This is a genomic window from Enterocloster citroniae (assembly GCF_040545455.1).
In the GTDB taxonomy this organism is placed as follows: domain Bacteria; phylum Bacillota; class Clostridia; order Lachnospirales; family Lachnospiraceae; genus Enterocloster; species Enterocloster citroniae.
Map to the genome: position 1 here is coordinate 412,967 of NZ_JBEPLZ010000002.1, position 18,283 is coordinate 431,249.

General features: G+C 52.0%; 14 protein-coding genes and 1 riboswitch. Of the genes, 8 read left to right on the top strand and 6 right to left on the bottom strand.

Annotation, left to right across the window (positions count from 1 at the left end; genetic code table 11):
• Position 1: 1 nt before the first annotated feature.
• Positions 2–889 carry a TylF/MycF/NovP-related O-methyltransferase gene (locus ABID13_RS03965; RefSeq protein ID WP_007860282.1) on the bottom strand — a complete coding sequence of 296 codons (888 nt, stop codon included), beginning with the start codon at positions 887–889 and terminating at the stop codon, positions 2–4.
• 258 nt (positions 890–1,147) lie between these two features.
• Between ABID13_RS03965 and ABID13_RS03970 the strand changes: the two genes are divergently transcribed.
• Genes ABID13_RS03970 through ABID13_RS03980 form a run of 3 tightly spaced genes read left to right on the top strand, consistent with a single transcriptional unit; the run spans position 1,148 to position 6,365 of the window.
• Positions 1,148–1,663 carry a (2Fe-2S)-binding protein gene (locus ABID13_RS03970; RefSeq protein WP_007860281.1) on the top strand — a complete coding sequence of 172 codons (516 nt, stop codon included), beginning with the start codon at positions 1,148–1,150 and terminating at the stop codon, positions 1,661–1,663.
• A 1-nt stretch (position 1,664) separates the two neighbouring features.
• A complete protein-coding gene (locus tag ABID13_RS03975; RefSeq protein ID WP_048929765.1) occupies positions 1,665–3,941 on the top strand; it encodes a xanthine dehydrogenase family protein molybdopterin-binding subunit in 2,277 nt (758 codons plus the stop codon).
• A 15-nt stretch (positions 3,942–3,956) separates the two neighbouring features.
• Positions 3,957–6,365, top strand: coding sequence for an FAD-dependent oxidoreductase (locus ABID13_RS03980; RefSeq protein WP_048929764.1), 2,409 nt, complete (start codon positions 3,957–3,959; stop codon positions 6,363–6,365).
• Positions 6,366–6,374: 9 nt separating this feature from the next.
• Here ABID13_RS03980 and ABID13_RS03985 read toward each other — a convergent pair whose 3' ends face one another.
• Positions 6,375–6,710 (bottom strand): hypothetical protein, encoded by a 336-nt coding sequence (locus ABID13_RS03985; protein WP_007860278.1) that lies wholly within the window; start codon positions 6,708–6,710, stop codon positions 6,375–6,377.
• 112 nt (positions 6,711–6,822) lie between these two features.
• The gene (locus ABID13_RS03990) at positions 6,823–7,704 is read right to left on the bottom strand and encodes a TylF/MycF/NovP-related O-methyltransferase (protein WP_048929763.1); all 882 of its coding nucleotides are present in this window, start codon (positions 7,702–7,704) and stop codon (positions 6,823–6,825) included.
• A 248-nt stretch (positions 7,705–7,952) separates the two neighbouring features.
• On the opposite strand from ABID13_RS03990, the gene ABID13_RS03995 reads away from it, so the two are divergent.
• Positions 7,953–8,663, top strand: coding sequence for a Crp/Fnr family transcriptional regulator (locus ABID13_RS03995; RefSeq protein WP_007860276.1), 711 nt, complete (start codon positions 7,953–7,955; stop codon positions 8,661–8,663).
• Between the two features lie 205 nt (positions 8,664–8,868).
• On the opposite strand, the gene ABID13_RS04000 is transcribed toward ABID13_RS03995, so the two are convergent.
• A complete protein-coding gene (locus tag ABID13_RS04000) occupies positions 8,869–10,752 on the bottom strand; it encodes a PEP/pyruvate-binding domain-containing protein (protein WP_048929762.1) in 1,884 nt (627 codons plus the stop codon).
• Between the two features lie 178 nt (positions 10,753–10,930).
• Here ABID13_RS04000 and ABID13_RS04005 point away from each other — a divergent pair, with 178 nt between their 5' ends.
• Together ABID13_RS04005 and ABID13_RS04010 are read left to right on the top strand one after the other, a co-directional pair.
• The gene (locus tag ABID13_RS04005; RefSeq protein ID WP_007860274.1) at positions 10,931–11,314 is read left to right on the top strand and encodes a BlaI/MecI/CopY family transcriptional regulator; all 384 of its coding nucleotides are present in this window, start codon (positions 10,931–10,933) and stop codon (positions 11,312–11,314) included.
• Entirely contained in the window at positions 11,307–14,033 is a 2,727-nt protein-coding gene (locus ABID13_RS04010) for a M56 family metallopeptidase (protein WP_048929761.1), read from the top strand. Before ABID13_RS04005 ends, ABID13_RS04010 begins: the two co-directional genes overlap by 8 nt.
• Here the strand turns inward: ABID13_RS04010 and ABID13_RS04015 are convergent.
• Positions 14,005–15,447 carry an alanine/glycine:cation symporter family protein gene (locus tag ABID13_RS04015; protein WP_048929760.1) on the bottom strand — a complete coding sequence of 481 codons (1,443 nt, stop codon included), beginning with the start codon at positions 15,445–15,447 and terminating at the stop codon, positions 14,005–14,007. The genes ABID13_RS04010 and ABID13_RS04015 overlap by 29 nt on opposite strands.
• 146 nt (positions 15,448–15,593) lie before the next feature.
• Positions 15,594–15,691: riboswitch (glycine riboswitch) on the bottom strand.
• Between the two features lie 132 nt (positions 15,692–15,823).
• Positions 15,824–16,738, bottom strand: coding sequence for a DMT family transporter (locus ABID13_RS04020; RefSeq protein ID WP_045094228.1), 915 nt, complete (start codon positions 16,736–16,738; stop codon positions 15,824–15,826).
• 102 nt (positions 16,739–16,840) lie between these two features.
• Between ABID13_RS04020 and ABID13_RS04025 the strand changes: the two genes are divergently transcribed.
• Positions 16,841–17,503, top strand: coding sequence for a cyclic nucleotide-binding domain-containing protein (locus tag ABID13_RS04025; protein WP_082173857.1), 663 nt, complete (start codon positions 16,841–16,843; stop codon positions 17,501–17,503).
• Between the two features lie 223 nt (positions 17,504–17,726).
• Positions 17,727–18,266 (top strand): DUF4489 domain-containing protein, encoded by a 540-nt coding sequence (locus ABID13_RS04030; protein WP_007860269.1) that lies wholly within the window; start codon positions 17,727–17,729, stop codon positions 18,264–18,266.
• Positions 18,267–18,283: the final 17 nt, after the last annotated feature.

Sequence of the window (18,283 nt, forward strand, 5' to 3'; positions counted from 1 at the left end):
GTTACGGGTGCACGATCATAAGGGTGTCATCCAGTCCGCCAGCAGGCAGCATCAGAAGGGCGCCGTATTTGGCTTCCAGGTCCTCCACTGCCTTGGCAACGCCTCCGTATCCCACGTGGCGGCCTCCCTTTAGCAGGATAACGCCGCCCCGGGCCATGCGCGGAAAAAAGAATTCCAGTCCGGAAAAGGTGGGGTTGTACAGGCAGGCATCCATATAAACCAGCGCAAATGTCTCATCCTCCATGTCAAAGGCGGTTTCAGGAAACCAGCCCTTTTTAATGATTACCTGTTCTTTTACCGGCATGCGCTCCATCAGTTTTTCTTCGTCCGCACCGGAGAACTGGCCGGCTTCTGCATTGGAACATGCGAGCTCCTGTTCTTTGGCGGTATCCCTTGGGTCAAATCCCTCAAAGGTGTCAAAGAGATAGAGCCTGCGGTCAGGCATCAGGGCATTGAGCTGCCAGGAGGTATCTCCGCGGTAACATCCCAGCTCCGCCACATTTCCCTCTATGCAAAGGCCTGTAAGCCGGCGGCAGATACGGCGCAGAACATTGCAGGTGGCGGAAAACTGCTGGCAAAGGTCCCGGATAAAGATGATGTCGTTTAAAAATCCTGCCCGGATCGCCATGTATTGCAGTGCATGGCTTTTCTCAGGGTCCGTGGTGGCGATGACAATGATATCCGGCTGAAGGGCCACAGCCAGGTCAATGGGCATCACAGGCATGCCCTGGATCTCCTCCTTTAGCTCTCCTTTTTCCAGATCGGAGAATACGTTCCAGGTTTCAGCCCTGGTATCTCCCAGACCCACCAGTTTCATTTCACGTGGATTCAGCATATCCGCCACAGCCATCCCCATACTGTCGGCTCCAAGAATTACAACGGTCTTCATTTTCCAGCCCTCCTTGTCATCTATTTAACAATATTGTAGGGCGGCCAGGGGGAAAGGGCAAGTAGTGCAGGTCACACCTGATGCTATATTACATTTGTTGTTTGGCTTTCATCTGTAACCTGCCATACTTAATTATGGGGAAATGAAATGATATCATAGAAACATGATCTGACACATCCGGTGTGACGGGGAAACGGCCGGAAATACGGTGTACTCTCGGAATCTCCTGGAGTACACCACGAAAAACAGGAGGAAACTATGGACAAGGTTTCAATATGGATTAACGGGGTTGAGCGGAAATTTATCATTGGCGATGCGCAGGGGTGCGTCAAGCCTTCCGAGACGCTGGTCCACACGCTCAGGGACCGGCTGGACCTGACCGGCACCAAGATCGGATGTGACCACGGGGCATGCGGAAACTGTACGGTCATTTTAAACGGCGATCCGGTGGCATCCTGCATGATCTTAACGGCCGACTGCCAGGGGGCAGAGGTGACCACCATTGAGGGCCTGGAGGACCAGGACACAGGGGAGCTGAGCATACTACAGCAGGCATTTGTGGACAATTCCGCGTTCCAGTGCGGATTCTGCACTCCCGGCATTGTGATGTCCGCAAAGGCGCTTTTAGACAAAAATCCCGATCCCACCAGGGAGGATATCAGGGAGGCGCTGTCCGGCAATTACTGCCGCTGCATCAGCCATTACCAGGTGGAGGCTGCCATTGAGGACGCCATCAGGAGAATGAAGGATCTCAGAGCAAAGGGGGAGGCATAGTATGGGAGACAACAATTACAGATACATAGGCAGGCATGTAAACCGTGCAGACGGACGGGAGCTGATCTCCGGCCGCCGCCAGTTCATCGATGATGTCCGTATTCCCGGCATGCTCACGGCCAGGGTACTGAGAAGCCCTTATCCCCATGCCAATATCGTGGACATCCACGTAGAAAAGGCAAAGGCCCTTGCGGGAGTTAAAGCGGTACTGACTTATAAGGACGCCCCTGACTGGAAATGCGGACTGCCGCAGCACAGGAGAGTGCTGGACCACAGGGTGCGTTTCACTGGGGACAGTGTGGCGTTGGTGGCTGCAGAAACCCTGGAGGCCGCTGACGAGGCATGCAAGCTCATAGAAGTGGAATATGAGGAGCTTCCCTTTGTATTGGACTGCGAGGAGGCGATCAAACCGGAGGCACCCCAGCTCTATGAGGAATTTCCGGGAAATGTCCTTCCAAAAGTCACACCATTTTCAGAGGAGCCCTTTAATCAGATCCATGTGGGGGATGTTGAGAAGGCCTTTGAAGAAGCAGCCTATGTGGCGGAGGGATATTACTGCTATGACAAGCTGCCACACCCCCTTCCGCCTGAATCACCTGGTGTGATCGCGCAGTGGACCAGTCCCAGCGCGGTAACCCTTTATTATAACGGCGGCGCACCCCATCTTCAGAAGTTTAACACGGAAGCATCCATTCCGGGGGTGGCGGTGCGGGTGATCGCATGCCATTCCGGCGGTTCCTACGGCAGCAAGCAGCTGATCCCCCATCTGGCCCTTCAGGCCATTGCCCTTGCACGTGAGACGGGCAGGGCTGTAAAGCTGATGATGGACCGTACGGACCATATGCTGTCCTATGAACTGCGCCAGGGAAGCCGTATCCGCGGCAAGGTGGGGATCACAGAGGATGGTATCATAAGTGCCATACAGGGCATGTGGTATATTGATTCAGGCATGTCCTCCACCTATGCCCAGGCAATGACCGCGGTAGGGCTGGGGGAAGCCCAGGCATTCTGCGGAAAATGCAAAAACTGGGATCTGGATACCATGCTGATTGCGACCAACCACAGTTCCCAGGCCCCCATCCGCGGTTTTGGCGGCCAGGAGTTAAAGGGCGCTTTGATCCCGCTTGTATGTACCGCCATCCGGGCAGCCCATATGGACCCCTATGAGGTGTTTAAGAAAAACTTTGTAAAGGCAGGGGATTCCTACATATGGCGTGATTACAAGTGGTGGGAGGTGCGTTCCGTGGACTTTACCGCCGCGTTTGAGGAGTCAGCTGCCAAATTTGGATGGAAGGATAAATGGAAGGGATGGGAGGTTCCCACCTGGGTCAGTGAAGACGGAAAGCGTGCCATCGGCGTGGGCGTAGGGGTGCACGGCAATGCGGATATCGGGGAAGACCCTACGGAGGGATTTGTAAAGCTCCATCCCTTTGGAAGCGTGACCGTGGAAATGTGTATCGGAGAAACAGGAGGCGCCCAGCGCCATGCCATCCAGAAAATGGTTGCCGAAGTCATGAAGGTTCCCTTTGACGGTGTCCAGCTGGTGAATTCCGATACCCACGGCACAGGATATGATGCGGGAATGATCGGTTCAAGGGGAACTATTACCATGGGAACCTGTGCGGTCAGAGCTGCCAATGATGCCAGAAAGAAGCTGCTTAAGATGGCGGCGGAGAAACTGCACATGGGTGTGGATGACCTGGATACGGAGGATTTTCTGGTATTCCCCAAGGCTGATCCGCAGATGCGCCTGCCATGGATCGCTATTACAGGAACACCTGAGATGACCATCACCGGCATGGGACTTTACCAGCAGAACTTTGACAAACCCAACTTTGCCCTGTACTTTGCGGAGGTGGAGGTGAACCTGGAGACAGGGGAGGCAAAGCTGCTCCGTGCCCTGGAGGGTACGGATGTGGGACAGATCATTGACCCGGTGAATGTGCGGATGCAGGCTGAGGGATCCTTTGGCGCAGCGGGCGCGGATACAGCCCTGTTTGAGGAAATGGTCATGGACAAAAAGCTGGGCCGGTTTGTCAGCGGCAATATGATTGACTATAAATGGCGTACCTTTAATGAATTTCCGCCTTTTGACACGGTGATCCTGGAGGGACAGTTTGACACGGAATCCTTCCACGCATTGGGATTTGGTGAGATCAGCGGTTCACCCGCGCCCTCCGCCATCCTGATGGCAGTTTCCAATGCCATTGGAACGGAAGTAAAGGAATATCCCACCACGCCCACCGTTGTGTTAAAAGCCATGGGAAAGATCAAATAGAGAGGGAGGTATACCATGAAACAGTTTGAGCATGTAACTGTATCCAGCTTTGAGGAAGGGGCGAGGATCTTAAAGGAGGGCAAGGGAAAGCGTCAGGCCATGGCCGGGGGCTCGGATCTGCTTGGTATCTATAAGGACGGGATCCTGAAAACACACCCTGAGACAGTGGTGAATCTGAAGCAGATACCGGAATTTGACACACTTGAGGAAACGGACGGCTGGCTGGACATCGGGGCCGGATGCAAACTGAACAGGATAGCCGGGGACCAGGCAGTGAAGGATCTGTGCCCTGCACTGGCAGAGGCCGCCTATTCGGTTGCTTCCCCGCTGATCCGTTCCATCGGCACCGTGGGAGGAAATATATGCCAGGACGTGCGATGCTGGTACTACAGATACCCGGATACCATGGGAGGAGCGCTGGACTGCAAGCGAAAAGGGGGCAAAACCTGCTATGCTATCAATGGGGAGAACCGCTATCATTCCGTGTTTGGGGGAATGGCCTGTCATGGTTCCCCATGTGCCGGATCCTGTCCGGCGGGTACCGATGTGCCGGCTTATATGGCAAGACTGAGAAACGGGGACTGGGATGGGGCTGCCAGGATCATTATGGAGTATAACCCCATGCCCATGATGACCTCCCGTATCTGTCCCCATCCTTGCCAGGACGACTGCAACCAGTGTACATACGGCGACAGTGTGAACATCCATGGGGTGGAGCGGTCCCTGGGAGATTATATCCTGGAACACGCCGACATCTACTATGCAGCCCCGGAACATGGGACAGGAAAGACGGTCTCCATTGTGGGCGCAGGGCCGGGCGGATTGTCTGCAGCCTATTATCTGCGCAGGTCCGGCCACCAGGTGGTGGTATATGACCGCATGGAGAAGGCAGGAGGTGTGCTCCAGTACGGCATTCCCCACTACCGCCTGCCAAAGCATATAGTGGATGCATATGTGAAAGCGCTGGAACATATGGGAGTAGAGTTCAGGCTTGGCGTCCACGTGGGAAAGGATATCACCTTAGAGGAGATCAGGAAAAACTCCCACAGGGTGTACGTGGGGACCGGCGCCTGGAAACAGCCTGTGCTGGGTCTGGAGGGAGAGAACCTGACCCAGTTTGGCCTGAACTTCCTGGTGGAAGTCAACACATATCTGGAAAAGGCCATTGGAAGCCAGGTACTTGTATGCGGGGGCGGAAACGTGGCAATGGATGTGGCCCTTACCGCAGCCAGACTGGGAGCTAAGCATGTGAAGCTGGTCTGCCTGGAGCAGGAACATGAGATGCCTGCCACGCCGGAGGAGGTTGCAAGGGCAAAGGAAGAGGGGGTGGAGATCTATCATGGCTGGGGCCTGGGAAAAGTGGTCACGGACAAAGACAAAAAGGTCACCGGCCTGGCAGCTAAAAAATGCCTGTCTGTTTTCAACGGGGAACACCGCTTTGCCCCTGTATATGAGGAGACGGAGCAGACATTCATCGAGGCAGATACCATCATATTGGCAACCGGCCAGAGGGTGGACCTGGATTTCCTGGGAGAGCGGTTTGGGGAACAGCTTAAATCCGCCCGAGGGCTGATCGAGGCCGACCTGGAATCCTTCCGGACAAAAGAGGAGGGAATCTATGCAGGCGGAGATGCTGTTACCGGACCTGACATTGCCATCCGCGCCATCCTTGCGGGGCGTGTGGCAGCTGCGGGGATGGACCGGGAGCTGGGAGAAAAGGGAAGGATGATGCCAGGAGGGGATCCTGTTTCGGATGCCGGTTCGCCCCAGGCGGATCCATGGCTGCACTTTGACCCCAAAGCAGTGGAAGAGGAGGCGGCCCATAAGCTGGCGGAGGTTTCCCCGGAGGAGAGAACGCTGACAGGGGAGGACACGGCTTCCTTTGACCGGGAAACGGCCCAGGCCGAGGCGGGGCGCTGTATGAACTGCGGCTGTTATGCGGTGAGTCCATCGGATATAAGCCCGGTGCTTGTGATGGCAGGAGCAAAGATCATAACAACAGAGCGCACCTTGACGGCACAGGAACTGCTGACAAGGGAACTGACCGTACAGGATATCCTGGAACCGGGGGAACTGGTAAAGGAGATCCAGGTACCAAAGCTTAAGGGTGAGATGCATTATGATAAAAAGCGTGTGAGAAATGCCATTGATTTTGCTATTGTTTCCCTTGCGTCCTGCCTGGAGGTAGGGGATCATGTAATAAGGGATGCCCGGATCGTGTTTGGAGGCGTTGCGCCAATACCGTACCGTATGCCGGAGGTGGAGGAGTTCCTCAGAGGAAAAAGGGTGACGGAAGAGATGGCAGAAGAGGCAGCCGCGCTGGCTGTTCGGGATGCTGTTCCCATGGGGAAGAATGAGTACAAATTATTCATGATAAAGGAGCTGCTGGTAAATGCTGTCTTAAGGGCAGACAACAAACAGTAAAGGGAAAATTCAGTCCGTGATGAAGGGATAAAACTGTCCGTCATCACGGACTCCGGCTTTCCTCATCCTCAGGCTGGTGCTTAGGATGATATCCCTGCCGGTACAATCAAGATTGATCCACAGGGGATAAAAGCCCTCTTTCCATGTAAAAAGATGCAATACCTCATTGAAGGTACAGGTCCTCTGCCTTGGGAGAAAGAGAAGTCTCATCATATCATCTGCAGAGGAGTAGTTTTTGTTTTTCTCCATAACAGGGCACACGGTGAAAAGACGATGCTGGTAATCCTTTATGCCCATGTGGGTGCAGGCATGGATGAAATGCTGTTTGAAATCAATGTTGTCCATTTTGTCCCTCCAGATATGTGCCGGTCAGGAAGATGAGCCGTCCTGAACTGTTACTGTCTGTATTAAAAATACACTATAAGACAAACAAAATCAAGTAAGAAAATGCGGCCGTTTAAGGCCGCACGATCACAGCGCTTCCATGAAGGTCGCAAAGGGGGACCAGTACAAGAGGATGGCGGCATTTCTCATAGTCCTCAACCGCCTGGCGTGCTCCCTGGAAGCGTTCATTGTTATAATCATGGAGAAGGATCATGCCTCCGGGGGACAGACGGGGATAAAAGTACTCCAGCCCGGATAAAAGGGGGGCGTAGAGGTCTGCATCCAGACTGACCAGTGCATAGTTCTCATCCTCCAGACCCTGTGCAGTTCCCGGAAAATACCCTTTACGTATCACTGCGTTTTGGGGAAACGGAAGACGGTTCAGTACGGCTGTTTCACTTGTATCCGAAAATTCACCCTTTCTTGCCCGGGAACATCCAAGGGCTTCCTCCTTCTCAATATCCCGCGGATCAAATCCCTCAAAGGTATCAAACAGATACAGCCTTCTGTCAGGAAACAGCGCGTTCAGTTTCCAGGCGGTATCCCCTTTATAGACCCCCAGCTCCGCTATATGGCCGGGGATTTTCTGGCAGTGAAGACGCTTGGCCAGCTGCTTTAAGGTAGCGCTCCTTATGTCAAACTGCTCATAAAGGTCCCGGAGAAGAATAAATTCTCCGTGGAAACCAGAGTGGACCGCCTGGCTCTTTAACTGTCCGGACCGTGCCGGGTCCGTAACGCCCGTGATGATATAGTCAGGTTCCAGGCGCACTGCCTGGTCCACGGAAAGAATGGGAACATCTGCCGGGAATCCCCTTTCCTGTTTCTCTGTTTTGTTTAAATGATAGAGGGACGGATCATTATCTCCAAATCCCACTAATTCCATATATTCCGTATTAAGAAGCCTGGATATCCCCCGTCCAAACTGGCCCGCGCCCAGGATGATGACAGTTTTCATCGTTCCCTCCCATTGGTCTTCCGCCTTTTCAGGCGGTGATTATATTCTCTCTGTATAACATAATACTGGAAACTGTAAAAGAAATCAATGCTACCATTATAGCACTTACATCACCTGTAAATATTTGATATAATGTAGCATATACTACTGGTTGTTAAAAACATGACAGTGTTATAATATTGTTAAAACGAAACGGGGAATTTTGGGGCTGTTGTAGTGAAAATTCACAAAAAGAGAGGGTGGGTTGGGTGAATCAAGTACCGAGTGCTGCTGTGCAGATGCCGCATGCAAACTTTGTCTCGCGTCTGTTGTATCTTCCAAGGGGAATATCCAGGCTGGAAAAGCTGGGACAAAAGAAATCATTTCCCAAGAACCATATGCTAGTCCAGGCGGGAACCAGGACCAACTATTGCTACATTGTAAAAAAGGGCAGGGTGGCTGCCTTTGAAACCACTGTGACGGGGGAGGAGAGGATCTATAATTTCAATGAAAGCAATTCCCTTGTTCTGGAAGGAAACCTTCTCTTTGACCAGGAATCCCCTGTGAATTTTAAGACGGTCCAACCGTCAGAATTAGTCTGTATCACCAAGGAGATGCTGCTGGAGGGGATTGCCGGCGATCCGCAGCTGGCCATGGATATCATGGAATCCCTTTCCACCAAGTTCCTGTCCGCAATGGAGCAGGTACGGCATACGAATTTTCACAATGCCGGGTGGAAAATCTGCGATCTCCTTCTTATTTTTGCGGAGCACTACGGCGTGCCCTATGACGGGAAGATCCTGATCAAGGAAAAGATAAGCCAGCAGCTGCTCTCCAACCTGCTGGGAATAAACCGCGTTACGGCGGTGAGGGCCATCAAGGAGCTGAAAGAGATGGCGCTGATCGAACAGATCAATGGATTTTATTGTATTAGGAGCCTGGAGCAGCTGAAGCGGCACCAGGAGCGGATCTGCCAGTGATTGTGATTCTCCTCTAAAAAGCCCGCACAATACCGGAAACTAAGGGAACCTGATTCTGGTTCTTGATTTTCTTCCAAGTTCTGTTTTATAGTATTAAGAACCTGGAGTGTCTGGTTGAACAGATTGAAAAGGGCCGCCCTCCTCTGCGGGAAACCATGAAAGGTGAACTGGTGGAGCGGAAATCCGTCCGCGGGCTGGAAGAGACTTAGTCATTGCAGCCTGCGGCGCCCCTGATCCGGCAAACTGCGCGCCCTTCCTTGGAATCCAGGGTCAGGGTGGCGCGGGATCCGCTGACATCATACAGCTTTACAATGTCTGCCAGTTCCTCCTCCTGGGGCCACAGCTCCTTCAGAATCTCAGGACATCTGGCCAGCAGGCCGGGCTGGTAAAGGCGGGTCTTACTGTTGTCGTTGATAGCGCCGTAATAAACGTCTGCCTCCACCATGTCCTGGAACATGTGGCTTCCGTAGGACAGGTCGGGATGATAGCCGGCTTTGTCATAAGCCACCTCGCAGATGGCATTGAACTGGCTGATCTCTGAATAGACCACCGGAACTCCAAGTTCAGGGGAGGAGGTTCCGATCCGTCCCGGAACAAGAAGCATCAGCTTCTTGTCCGTATCCTCAAAATGCTGGTTGATCCGGCTGATGAGCCGGGCCACGTCCGGCTTTTTTGCATATGGGTATTCATAGTATTTCTGGGGATCCACCCACACGATATAATCCATGGTTTCTTCCTTGGAGCGCCGCATGGAGGTCCTGCGCACATCAAATAAAAGCTGATGGTCCACACCCTCAGGTATATGGACCTGTTCCGAAAGAGCAGCCTGCAGGGGGCGGCACTGCAGCAGATTCAGGCGCCATATCCCTTCCTCCGGGCTGGTAATGGCAAATTCCACATCCACCGGCCGTTCATAAGCTATTTCCAGCATTTTCATCAGATCGCGCATCATATGTATAAAGTCTAAGTTGTCCACCAGTCCCTGACAGTCCGCAAAATATACCTTTCGGTAAATATGCCGCTGGGCCAGCATGTCCTCCGCCTCCGTATCATGGCTTAGGACCATTTTTCCCTGCCATTTTGGAAGCAGTTCTATGATCTGCTCCAAGGGTTTGGTACAGAGCTGTCCGGCGGTAAAGTCCAGCACATCCACCTGGCGCTGCGAGAACTTATGCCTCTCAGCCATGGTGGTGCGCAGATTGGCCTGGGCGCGGTCCAGGCATATAAGCCGTGGGTAATCCCCCGGAGTCCGTTCCACCGCCCTGGTCCCAAGCCCCATGACCATGCGGAGCATACCGGCCTCCGGGTTCAGCTGTTCCATCCATTTATAGGGATTGTAGGAACAACCCATGCCTGCAGCCACCGGCAGATAGAAATCACCGTACGCCTGTCCGGCCACGGGCTGGATCAGCAGGGCCATCTGTTCATCCACATCCAGTAAATGGCGTTTCCTGCGGTATTCAATGGCCTGCTCGTTCATTACGCTGGCATATACCCTGCGCACCGCGCATTCCAGTTCCTCCAGCCGATCTTCCTTTGTACCCTGGTTCATGCAGAAAACGGATTCATATTTTCCTGAAAAGGCATTTCCGTATCCATCCTCCATGATGCTGCTGGAGCGCACAATGATGGGGGTGGACCCATAGTGGTCCAGCATTTCTCCCAGCTCTTTAAGTATATCATCCGGAAGGCGGCCGTTTTGCAGCCTGTTTGTCAGCTCGTCCGTTTCCTTAAAATCATCTTTTTCCAGTCTGTGCCGCGCTTTTAACTCAGAGCAGCGGTTCAGGACCAGATACCTGTAAAATACATCCGTACCGATAAAAAAAGAATCGTGAGGTTCCACGTAGGCCGCGTAATCCGCCATCATAAGTTCGATCAGCTTTCTGGCCACAAGAAGTCCGCAGGCTTTGCCGCCAATGACGCCTCCGCCTATTTTCCGGTCCCACACATGTCTGAAATCATCATCTGTAAAATGTTTCAGGATCAGCTGCTCCATGTGGCTTTCCGTTGTCATGATCTGGTTGCAGATGCATTTGCGTTCTTCTCTTGTTAAATTTTCTTTTATTAAGATCTGTGGATAGTCTGCCATTTGCCATCCTCCTGATAAGGTAGTGTTTGTCTTACTATTATAACAGAAAAAAGGCCGGATGGAAGAAAATTGATCATTTCTATTGACATATATCCTGTATGGATCTACAATTTAGTATACAAATGTATACTAAATTGTAAGTAAAGCAATAAAAGGTACGGATAAAGGAGATCTGCATATGGATAAGATCAATCTATCGGACGGGGAATGGAAACTGATGAACCTGCTGTGGCAGAACCCGCCCAAGACCATTACCCAGCTGACAAAGGAGCTGGAGGAACTGACCGGATGGAAACGTAATGTGATCATTACCATGCTGAAACGTTTGGAGGCCAAGGGCGCCATCCGCCACCGGGAAGGAGAGCGGGCCAAGCTGTTCTACCCGGCGGTGGACAGGGAAGGGACTGTCCTGGAGGAGACGCGGGGATTTCTGAACCGGGTATTTCAGGGCAGCTTCAGCCTGATGGTTAATGCCATGGTAGATTCCAGGGAACTGTCCGATCAGGATATAGAGGAGCTGAAGGAAATCCTGGAAAAGGCAGAGGAGGAGAGGCATGATTGAGACACTTATTACCTCCTCGGCTCTTATTGCGGGAATCTGCCTGCTGCGCCTTTTCCTGAAAGGGAGGATCAGTCCCGGAATACAGTATGGAATTTGGGCTACAGTGGCACTGCGCCTTATGATCCCTTGGTTTTCTCCTTTGTATTCCTGGTTTAGGACCATTGAAAGTCCATTCAGTGTGATGAATGCGGCGGATAACCTGCGTGAGATGGCAGCTGTCCGGCCGGTAGCGGAACCTCTTTTAGATAATCTGGGCACAGGGCAGGTGATTCCCTATGCTGTCCCGGCAGCCGTGGCTGGGAGGGCCGCGGGCCATGACTGGAATCTGATCATTCTCACGCTGTGGATATTGGGAGGAATCCTGCTGTTTGCCCGCATGATGTGGACCAACCTGCATTTTTCATGGAGCCTCTATATGCGGAGGGAGCGGTATCTGGGGGATACATATGGGATCACAAAGCTTCCCGTTTACTGCGTTCAAGGTCTCAGTACCCCATGCTTTATGGCGTTTCTCTGTGACCGGGCCATCTATATCCCTTGGGACATGGCAGAGGATGAGGGGAGGCTGCGCCATATTTTGATCCATGAAGACTGCCATGCCAGCCACCATGACCATATATGGAGTATGCTGCGGTGTATCCTGCTGTGCTATTACTGGATCGATCCGCTGGTCTGGGCAGCGGCTTTTTTATCCAAGAGGGACAGTGAACTGGCTTGCGATGCGGCTGCGGTACGCCGGCTGGGGGAGGGAGAGAGAATCGCCTATGGCAGGACCCTGATCAGCCTGATGGAAAAGAGGCGGCATAGGGCAGGGGTCCTGAATGTTTCCCCGGACATGTGGAATGGGAAAAGGGCTGTGAAAGAACGGATCGCCATACTGGCAAAACACCCGGTGACCACCAGGGTGATGGCCTGCATCCTGGTCCTGATCCTGACGGTTCTGGTGGTCTGCACCTATACGGGAAAACAATCCCAGTCTGACATCACTGCACGCACCGAGGCGTGGGCCAATGCTTTTTGCGGCAGGGAGGGGAACACCCTTAAGGACATGTTTGATCCGCAAGATCCTGACGGGTTTTATAAAATGGACCAGGTCCAGTCACAGCCGGGGGATCCGGCGATCGGTTTTGGCTGGTCCAGTCCATGGCCCATGGATCAGTTGTACGAAACAGAGACAGAAGGCAGCCGGTCGGAGATTACCTATTATGCCATGACGTCAGATCCCCACCGGTGGGTTTGGAAAGAGCACCTTACCTGGAAACAGGAAGATGGGATCTGGTATGTGGAGCAGGAGACATTGAAGGAATATGACAGTATTCTATCTGCCCGGGAGTTTTATGAGGCGTATGGACGGGGAATCGCAGGAACCCCTATGGATTACCGGAAAGACGGAATGGCAGAAATCCTGAATAAACATGCCGCCTCGGACCCGGTGTTGGGGGATCTGAGATATCCCGACCTGGCAATGGAGTATCTGCTGAATCTCCACGGCGGAAAGGGTACGGTAGTGGAGAACTTGGACACGGCGGCGGAGGACACGGGGACGGCGGCGGAGGACATGGGGACGGCGGCGGAGAGCAAAAGTAAGGTGGTGGTTTATACATTTCCGGACAAGAGCAGGGCGGCTGTCACCATGATACAGCCCTTTGGAGGGGAAGGAATCTGGATACCGGAGGAGCTTACGGAGATTCCGGAATCAGCCTTGGATAAAAGAGAGGATGGGGAGAGCAGTCCAAAAGAAAAGGCGGAACGGGCGGAGCGAACGCCAGAGGGGGCGTTGGATGGGACGTTAAAGGGAACGGAAGATGGGACGGATCGGATTTCAATGGATGACGTCCTTAGGCTGGCCGGTGTGACGGATGCCGCGTCACTTGCAGAACGGACGAAGAACTTTCCGGAACCGGACAGGGTGGATGGAGACGAGGATGAAAATTCCCTTAACCGGGTGGAACATTATCCGTTTGTCCATTTGGATGAACCGTATGAGATCCAGGTATCCTATGAGAACAGGTCAGGCGATCTGGATTACATCAGCCTGCAGCGTCTGACCACAGGGGAATGGCTGAATCTGTACCAGACTCCGGAAGCTGTTAAAAAGTATGGAATAAAGCTGGCGGACAGAGGGGAGATAGAGGTTTTTTTTGCCACTCACAGGAAGATGTCTGATTACCTGACCTACCGCCTGCCCGGTGAACTTTCAGATGGAGATTATATGGAAGCCCTGGGAAACAGCAGCGGAGGAAATCTGTTCCTTACCTCAGATCAGGCCGCCCAAAGACGGCTGGAGGATTTGAACAGATATGTGGATACCTCTGCAGTCCCTCAGGAATGGAGATCAGCCGGAGCGGTACAGCGGTTTACGGGAGACTGGCTTTACCGGAGATTTGAACAGGGGGAACTGATGGAGATCGGGTATCCGTGGAACCATTCCATGTTTATCAGCGAACCGGTATCCGTCATTGACTGCGAGGTCCCTGCCCTGCTCATACTTGTAAGCCATGATATGTACACATCTGCATCCCTCACAGATGCAGAGGCTGAGCACGGCCCCATACCAGAGGAGGACAGGACTTCCCGCATGTGGTATATATTTTTTGCAGAATCGGACAGTGATGAGATGTATGCCATCTCACTGAACGGGGATCTGTATCATGAATCGGATCTGCTTAAGATCGCGCGGACCGTTCACTTTACAGAGAATGCCTGGACAAAGAAGTGAGGCGGGATACACGGTCCTTTTGAAAGAAACGTTTGGTCTCATCCGTTACCACACCGCTCAGTGCAAACAGCGCGATCATATTGGGCAGGGCCATAAGGCCGTTGAATATATCAGCAATGGTCCACACGGCCTTTACTGTCATGTATGGCCCGATGAAAACAGCAAAGATATACAGCCAGCGGTATGCCTTGACCACCTTCATGTTGCCGCCGGTGAGGTATTCCAGGCACCGCTCGGAATAATAATCCCAGCCGAGGATGGTGGTAAAGGCAAAGAACACCAGGCAGAGCATTAACAGGAATGAGGAGACAATGGCCGGAAGAGGAAGGCCGCTGTTAAATGCATAGTTTGTGATGGCCACTCCGGTCAGACCCTCCACCTGCCATGCACCGGTGAGCACGATGGATAGGCCTGTCATGGTGCAGATCACAATGGTATCAATAAAAGTGCCTGTCATGGAAACCAGGCCCTGGCGCACCGGCTCCTTTGTCTGGGCAGCTGCAGCGGCAATGGGAGCAGAGCCAAGTCCGGCTTCATTGGAGAAAATGCCTCTGGCAATCCCTTTTTGCATGGAAATGATCATGGTGCCCACAATACCGCCCGTGACGGCAGATGGGTTAAATGCGCCTGTTACAATGGTCACAGCTGCCTGAGGGATAGCGGACAGGTTGCACAGCAAAAGGGCAACTGAGAGAAGGATATAGACCACGGCCATAAAAGGAACGATCACCTGGGATACATTTGCAATGCGCTTGATTCCCCCAATGAGGACCAACGCCACGCACACGCTGAGGATCAGGGACGCGATGACCACGGTCCAGGAATAGGTTCCGATCCCTGGAATGGTCACGGTCCAGGACTGATTGGGATCAAAAAAATGATTCACTGCTGAGGAGATTCCATTGACCTGGGAAAATGTCCCGATTCCAAACAGACCCACACAGACGCCAAAAAATGCAAAGATCCTGGCCAGCCACTTCCAGTTTGCGCCCATTCCACGTTCAATATAATAAAACGGCCCGCCCAGCACATGGCTGCTGTCATCCACCACCCGGTACTTGACCGCTAGCAGCCCTTCCGCGTATTTGGTGGCCATTCCAAGAAATGCCGCCAACTCCATCCAGAACAGGGCGCCCGGCCCGCCGGCGGCAATGGCAGTGGCCACGCCCACAATATTGCCTGTTCCAATGGTGGCTGAGAGGGCGGTACAGAGGGCTCCGAAGGAGGTCACCTCCCCTTCGCCGTTTTCTTCATTTTTAACCATCCATTGAAGCGCCAGTGGGAGCCTGCGGATCTGAAGAAGGCCAAGCCTTGCTGTAAGCAGGATGCCCCCGGCCAATATGAGGACCATAAGGGGAACGCCCCATACCAGATCATCGATTTGTTCAAGTACCTGATTGATTGTCTGCCACATGTTTTAATTCCTCTTTTCTGCATTGATTGTTCAACATTAAAAACAGCAAAAAAATGAGACTGCTTCCAGTCTTCTGGAATCAATCTCACGTAACGGAATCAGGGAATAGGGACCCATGGAGGTCCTGAATGCGTACTGTATCATTCAAATCTTTCTCTGTCCTTTTGCCTGAGAGATTGGTGCGCTCTGCGCACTTTGCACCTTCGGCCCCCGCACTGAAGCGGGTTTCTCCAGAGTTACATCCGTCCATAGTCTTTTTCCGCCGGTGCGGAAGCCTGAGAGTGTTACTCCTTCGGCAAGCCATTGCTTTTTCCTACGAACATCATCTGTTGTTTTTTGTTGACGGTATCAAAAGTATCATATGATAGGCCGGTTGTCAATAGGATTTTCCGTTTGGTTTTCTGACCGCGGACACATGTTCGTAAACCAGATTGAACACCATGCCGACCGCAACCACAATGCCCCCCACAAAGGAGGTGCCGGGGTAGGTATTTTTTGAACACAGATCCAGAAGGATTCCTGTAAAAAGCTGTCCTACAAAGGTCAGAAGCGTAAGACGGAAGGCAGATACCCTGGGAACCGTGATATTGCAGAGCAACACCGTGGAAACACCCAGGATCCCTCCGCAGTATATCCATGCCTGAGTTGAAAAAACAGACGGACAGGAGAGATCGGCAAATGCTGCAGGATCCCGCATGATGACCAGGGCGGCGACCACGATCGTAATGGGAAGGCCCACCAGGTGGTTTACAAGGGAACCCTGAAGATCGCCTGTATGCCGGGCCAGGCATGCATTTACGGTACGTGAAAGTACCACTGAAACACCTGCCGCCAGGGAAAAAAGAGCGGCGCAGGCAGCGGAACCCACGGTACGGTCCATCATGATAAAGATGCCAAATAGAGAAAAGCCAAGGCCGATAAAGGATTCCCTCTTAAAGGGATGCTGCTCCATGCCAAACAGACCCAGGCAGTCAGTGGCCAGGGACGCTGCGGTCTGGCCTAACAGTCCCAGTGCAACAATGCTGGTCATGCTGATCTTTCCGAAGGCAAAATTATTAAAAACAGTGGTCAGGACGCCGATTGCGCCGCCCAGATAGATCCACAGGGGCTGATGCTGCCTGGGCGGAATCCGTTTTCCCTGTGCGGCGCACAGCACAAATGCAAATACCACCCCCACTATATGGATGATAACAGCAGCCACAAAAATCCCGTAGTATTCTGATAGACCTCCGTTGATAAATACCATTACGGCAATGACCACCCCGGTTAAAAAAGACAATGCGTGATACATTTTCCCACCTCCCTGCCTATATTGTACTGTGAGATATTGACAGCTGCATAGGACATATGTCATACTAGTCAAAACCTGTATCATGTATAATGAAAGGGGAAAATGATGCAAAGAAAGCCTTTATCGGACCAACATTGTGTGAAACTGGCCGAATATGGATTACAGGCCATTCCGCTGGATTCCTGCGTATGCCTTAAGTTTCACGCAGGGGAAACTATTTTGCAGGAGGGAATGCCCATCACATACCTGTTTGTGGTGGTATCGGGCAGCGCAAAGGTCTGCTCCACTGCCAGGAACGGCAAAAACCTTGTGCTTTGTTATTATATTTGCGAAGGTCTGATGGGAGATCTGGAACTGATGACAGATACCTATATTGCCACCACCAGCATTGTGGCTGTGACGGATTTTGAATGCATTGCCATACCTTTTCAGCGCAATGCCCTTTACCTTAAATCCAATGTCCGGTTCCTAAACAGGCTTGGGAGTGAACTTGCACTGAAGTTGATACGCAGTTCACAAAACTTTGTGTCCGCTTCCCTGTATTCGGGGGAAGAGCGTCTCTGTGCGTACATCCTTCAAACTTCCCACAATGGGATCTTCAGCGATATCCTTACCGATACAGCCTGTTCCGTGGGGATGAGTTACCGCCATATGTTCCGTCTTTTGAACCGTCTTTGTGAAGAAGGGGTGCTGGAAAAGCGGGAAAACGGATACAGGATCCTGGACAGGGAGTCATTGGCTGAAAAGGCAACGGAATTTTTATAAATGAAACGAAAAGACAGGATAAAGGCAGGAAAAAGCAGGATCCTGTCTTTTTTGTTGGAGAAAAACAGGCGGCCGATCAATTTTTTGAACATGCCTTAAGGCGGATGGGGGAAAGAAAAAGAAAAAAGTCAAGCCAGTCACACTTTTGTCCGAATTTAATATATTATACTATACCAAATCGGTATTAGAAAATATAGTAATGCTAATTTAGTGGAGGTTCATTATGAGCGATACAAATTATAATAATTGTGAGAGTGAAAATAGAGAGTCCTGTTATGAGTGCAAATGCTGCTGCGAGTGCGACAGGCCCCAATATCTTCCTCCTAACAGGACCCTGTTAAAGTGCGGCTGTCCTGGTGCTGTTACCCTTCCTCTGGCTACCATAGCAGGAACCAACTTTACAGTGGCTTCTGTGAACGTGGATACAAGAGGATTCCGCAAACCATGCATCAAATTTGAGTTTGCAAGCAATATCGTAACCACTGCAGGCGTACTGACCCTTAACCTGCAGATCTTCAAACAGTGCAAGAACCAGCTGGTTCCTATTCCGGTAGGTCCCGTATGGACGTTCTCACGTCTGGTAGCTGTTACTGAGAGCAATGCCTTTACGTTCTTTGTTTGCGACTGTGATATCTGTGAGGAAGAATGCTGTAACTACAGCGTGGTTGCAACTGTTGCAGGCGTGGCAACTGTTGGTGTTACTTCCATCAACAATGCAACTCTCTCTGCAATTGTAGTTGACAACGGGTGCGGCTGTAAATAAATTGATTCCATGAACAA

Bases quoted from the DNA above. Each gene is read 5' to 3' on its own strand.
- ABID13_RS03965 (WP_007860282.1), bottom strand. From the start codon at position 889: ATGAAGACCGTTGTAATTCTTGGAGCCGACAGTATGGGGATGGCTGTG.
- ABID13_RS03970 (WP_007860281.1), top strand. From the start codon at position 1,148: ATGGACAAGGTTTCAATATGGATTAACGGGGTTGAGCGGAAATTTATC.
- ABID13_RS03975 (WP_048929765.1), top strand. From the start codon at position 1,665: ATGGGAGACAACAATTACAGATACATAGGCAGGCATGTAAACCGTGCA.
- ABID13_RS03980 (WP_048929764.1), top strand. From the start codon at position 3,957: ATGAAACAGTTTGAGCATGTAACTGTATCCAGCTTTGAGGAAGGGGCG.
- ABID13_RS03985 (WP_007860278.1), bottom strand. From the start codon at position 6,710: ATGGACAACATTGATTTCAAACAGCATTTCATCCATGCCTGCACCCAC.
- ABID13_RS03990 (WP_048929763.1), bottom strand. From the start codon at position 7,704: ATGAAAACTGTCATCATCCTGGGCGCGGGCCAGTTTGGACGGGGGATA.
- ABID13_RS04000 (WP_048929762.1), bottom strand. From the start codon at position 10,752: ATGGCAGACTATCCACAGATCTTAATAAAAGAAAATTTAACAAGAGAA.
- ABID13_RS04005 (WP_007860274.1), top strand. From the start codon at position 10,931: ATGGATAAGATCAATCTATCGGACGGGGAATGGAAACTGATGAACCTG.
- ABID13_RS04010 (WP_048929761.1), top strand. From the start codon at position 11,307: ATGATTGAGACACTTATTACCTCCTCGGCTCTTATTGCGGGAATCTGC.
- ABID13_RS04015 (WP_048929760.1), bottom strand. From the start codon at position 15,447: ATGTGGCAGACAATCAATCAGGTACTTGAACAAATCGATGATCTGGTA.
- ABID13_RS04020 (WP_045094228.1), bottom strand. From the start codon at position 16,738: ATGTATCACGCATTGTCTTTTTTAACCGGGGTGGTCATTGCCGTAATG.
- ABID13_RS04025 (WP_082173857.1), top strand. From the start codon at position 16,841: ATGATGCAAAGAAAGCCTTTATCGGACCAACATTGTGTGAAACTGGCC.
- ABID13_RS04030 (WP_007860269.1), top strand. From the start codon at position 17,727: ATGAGCGATACAAATTATAATAATTGTGAGAGTGAAAATAGAGAGTCC.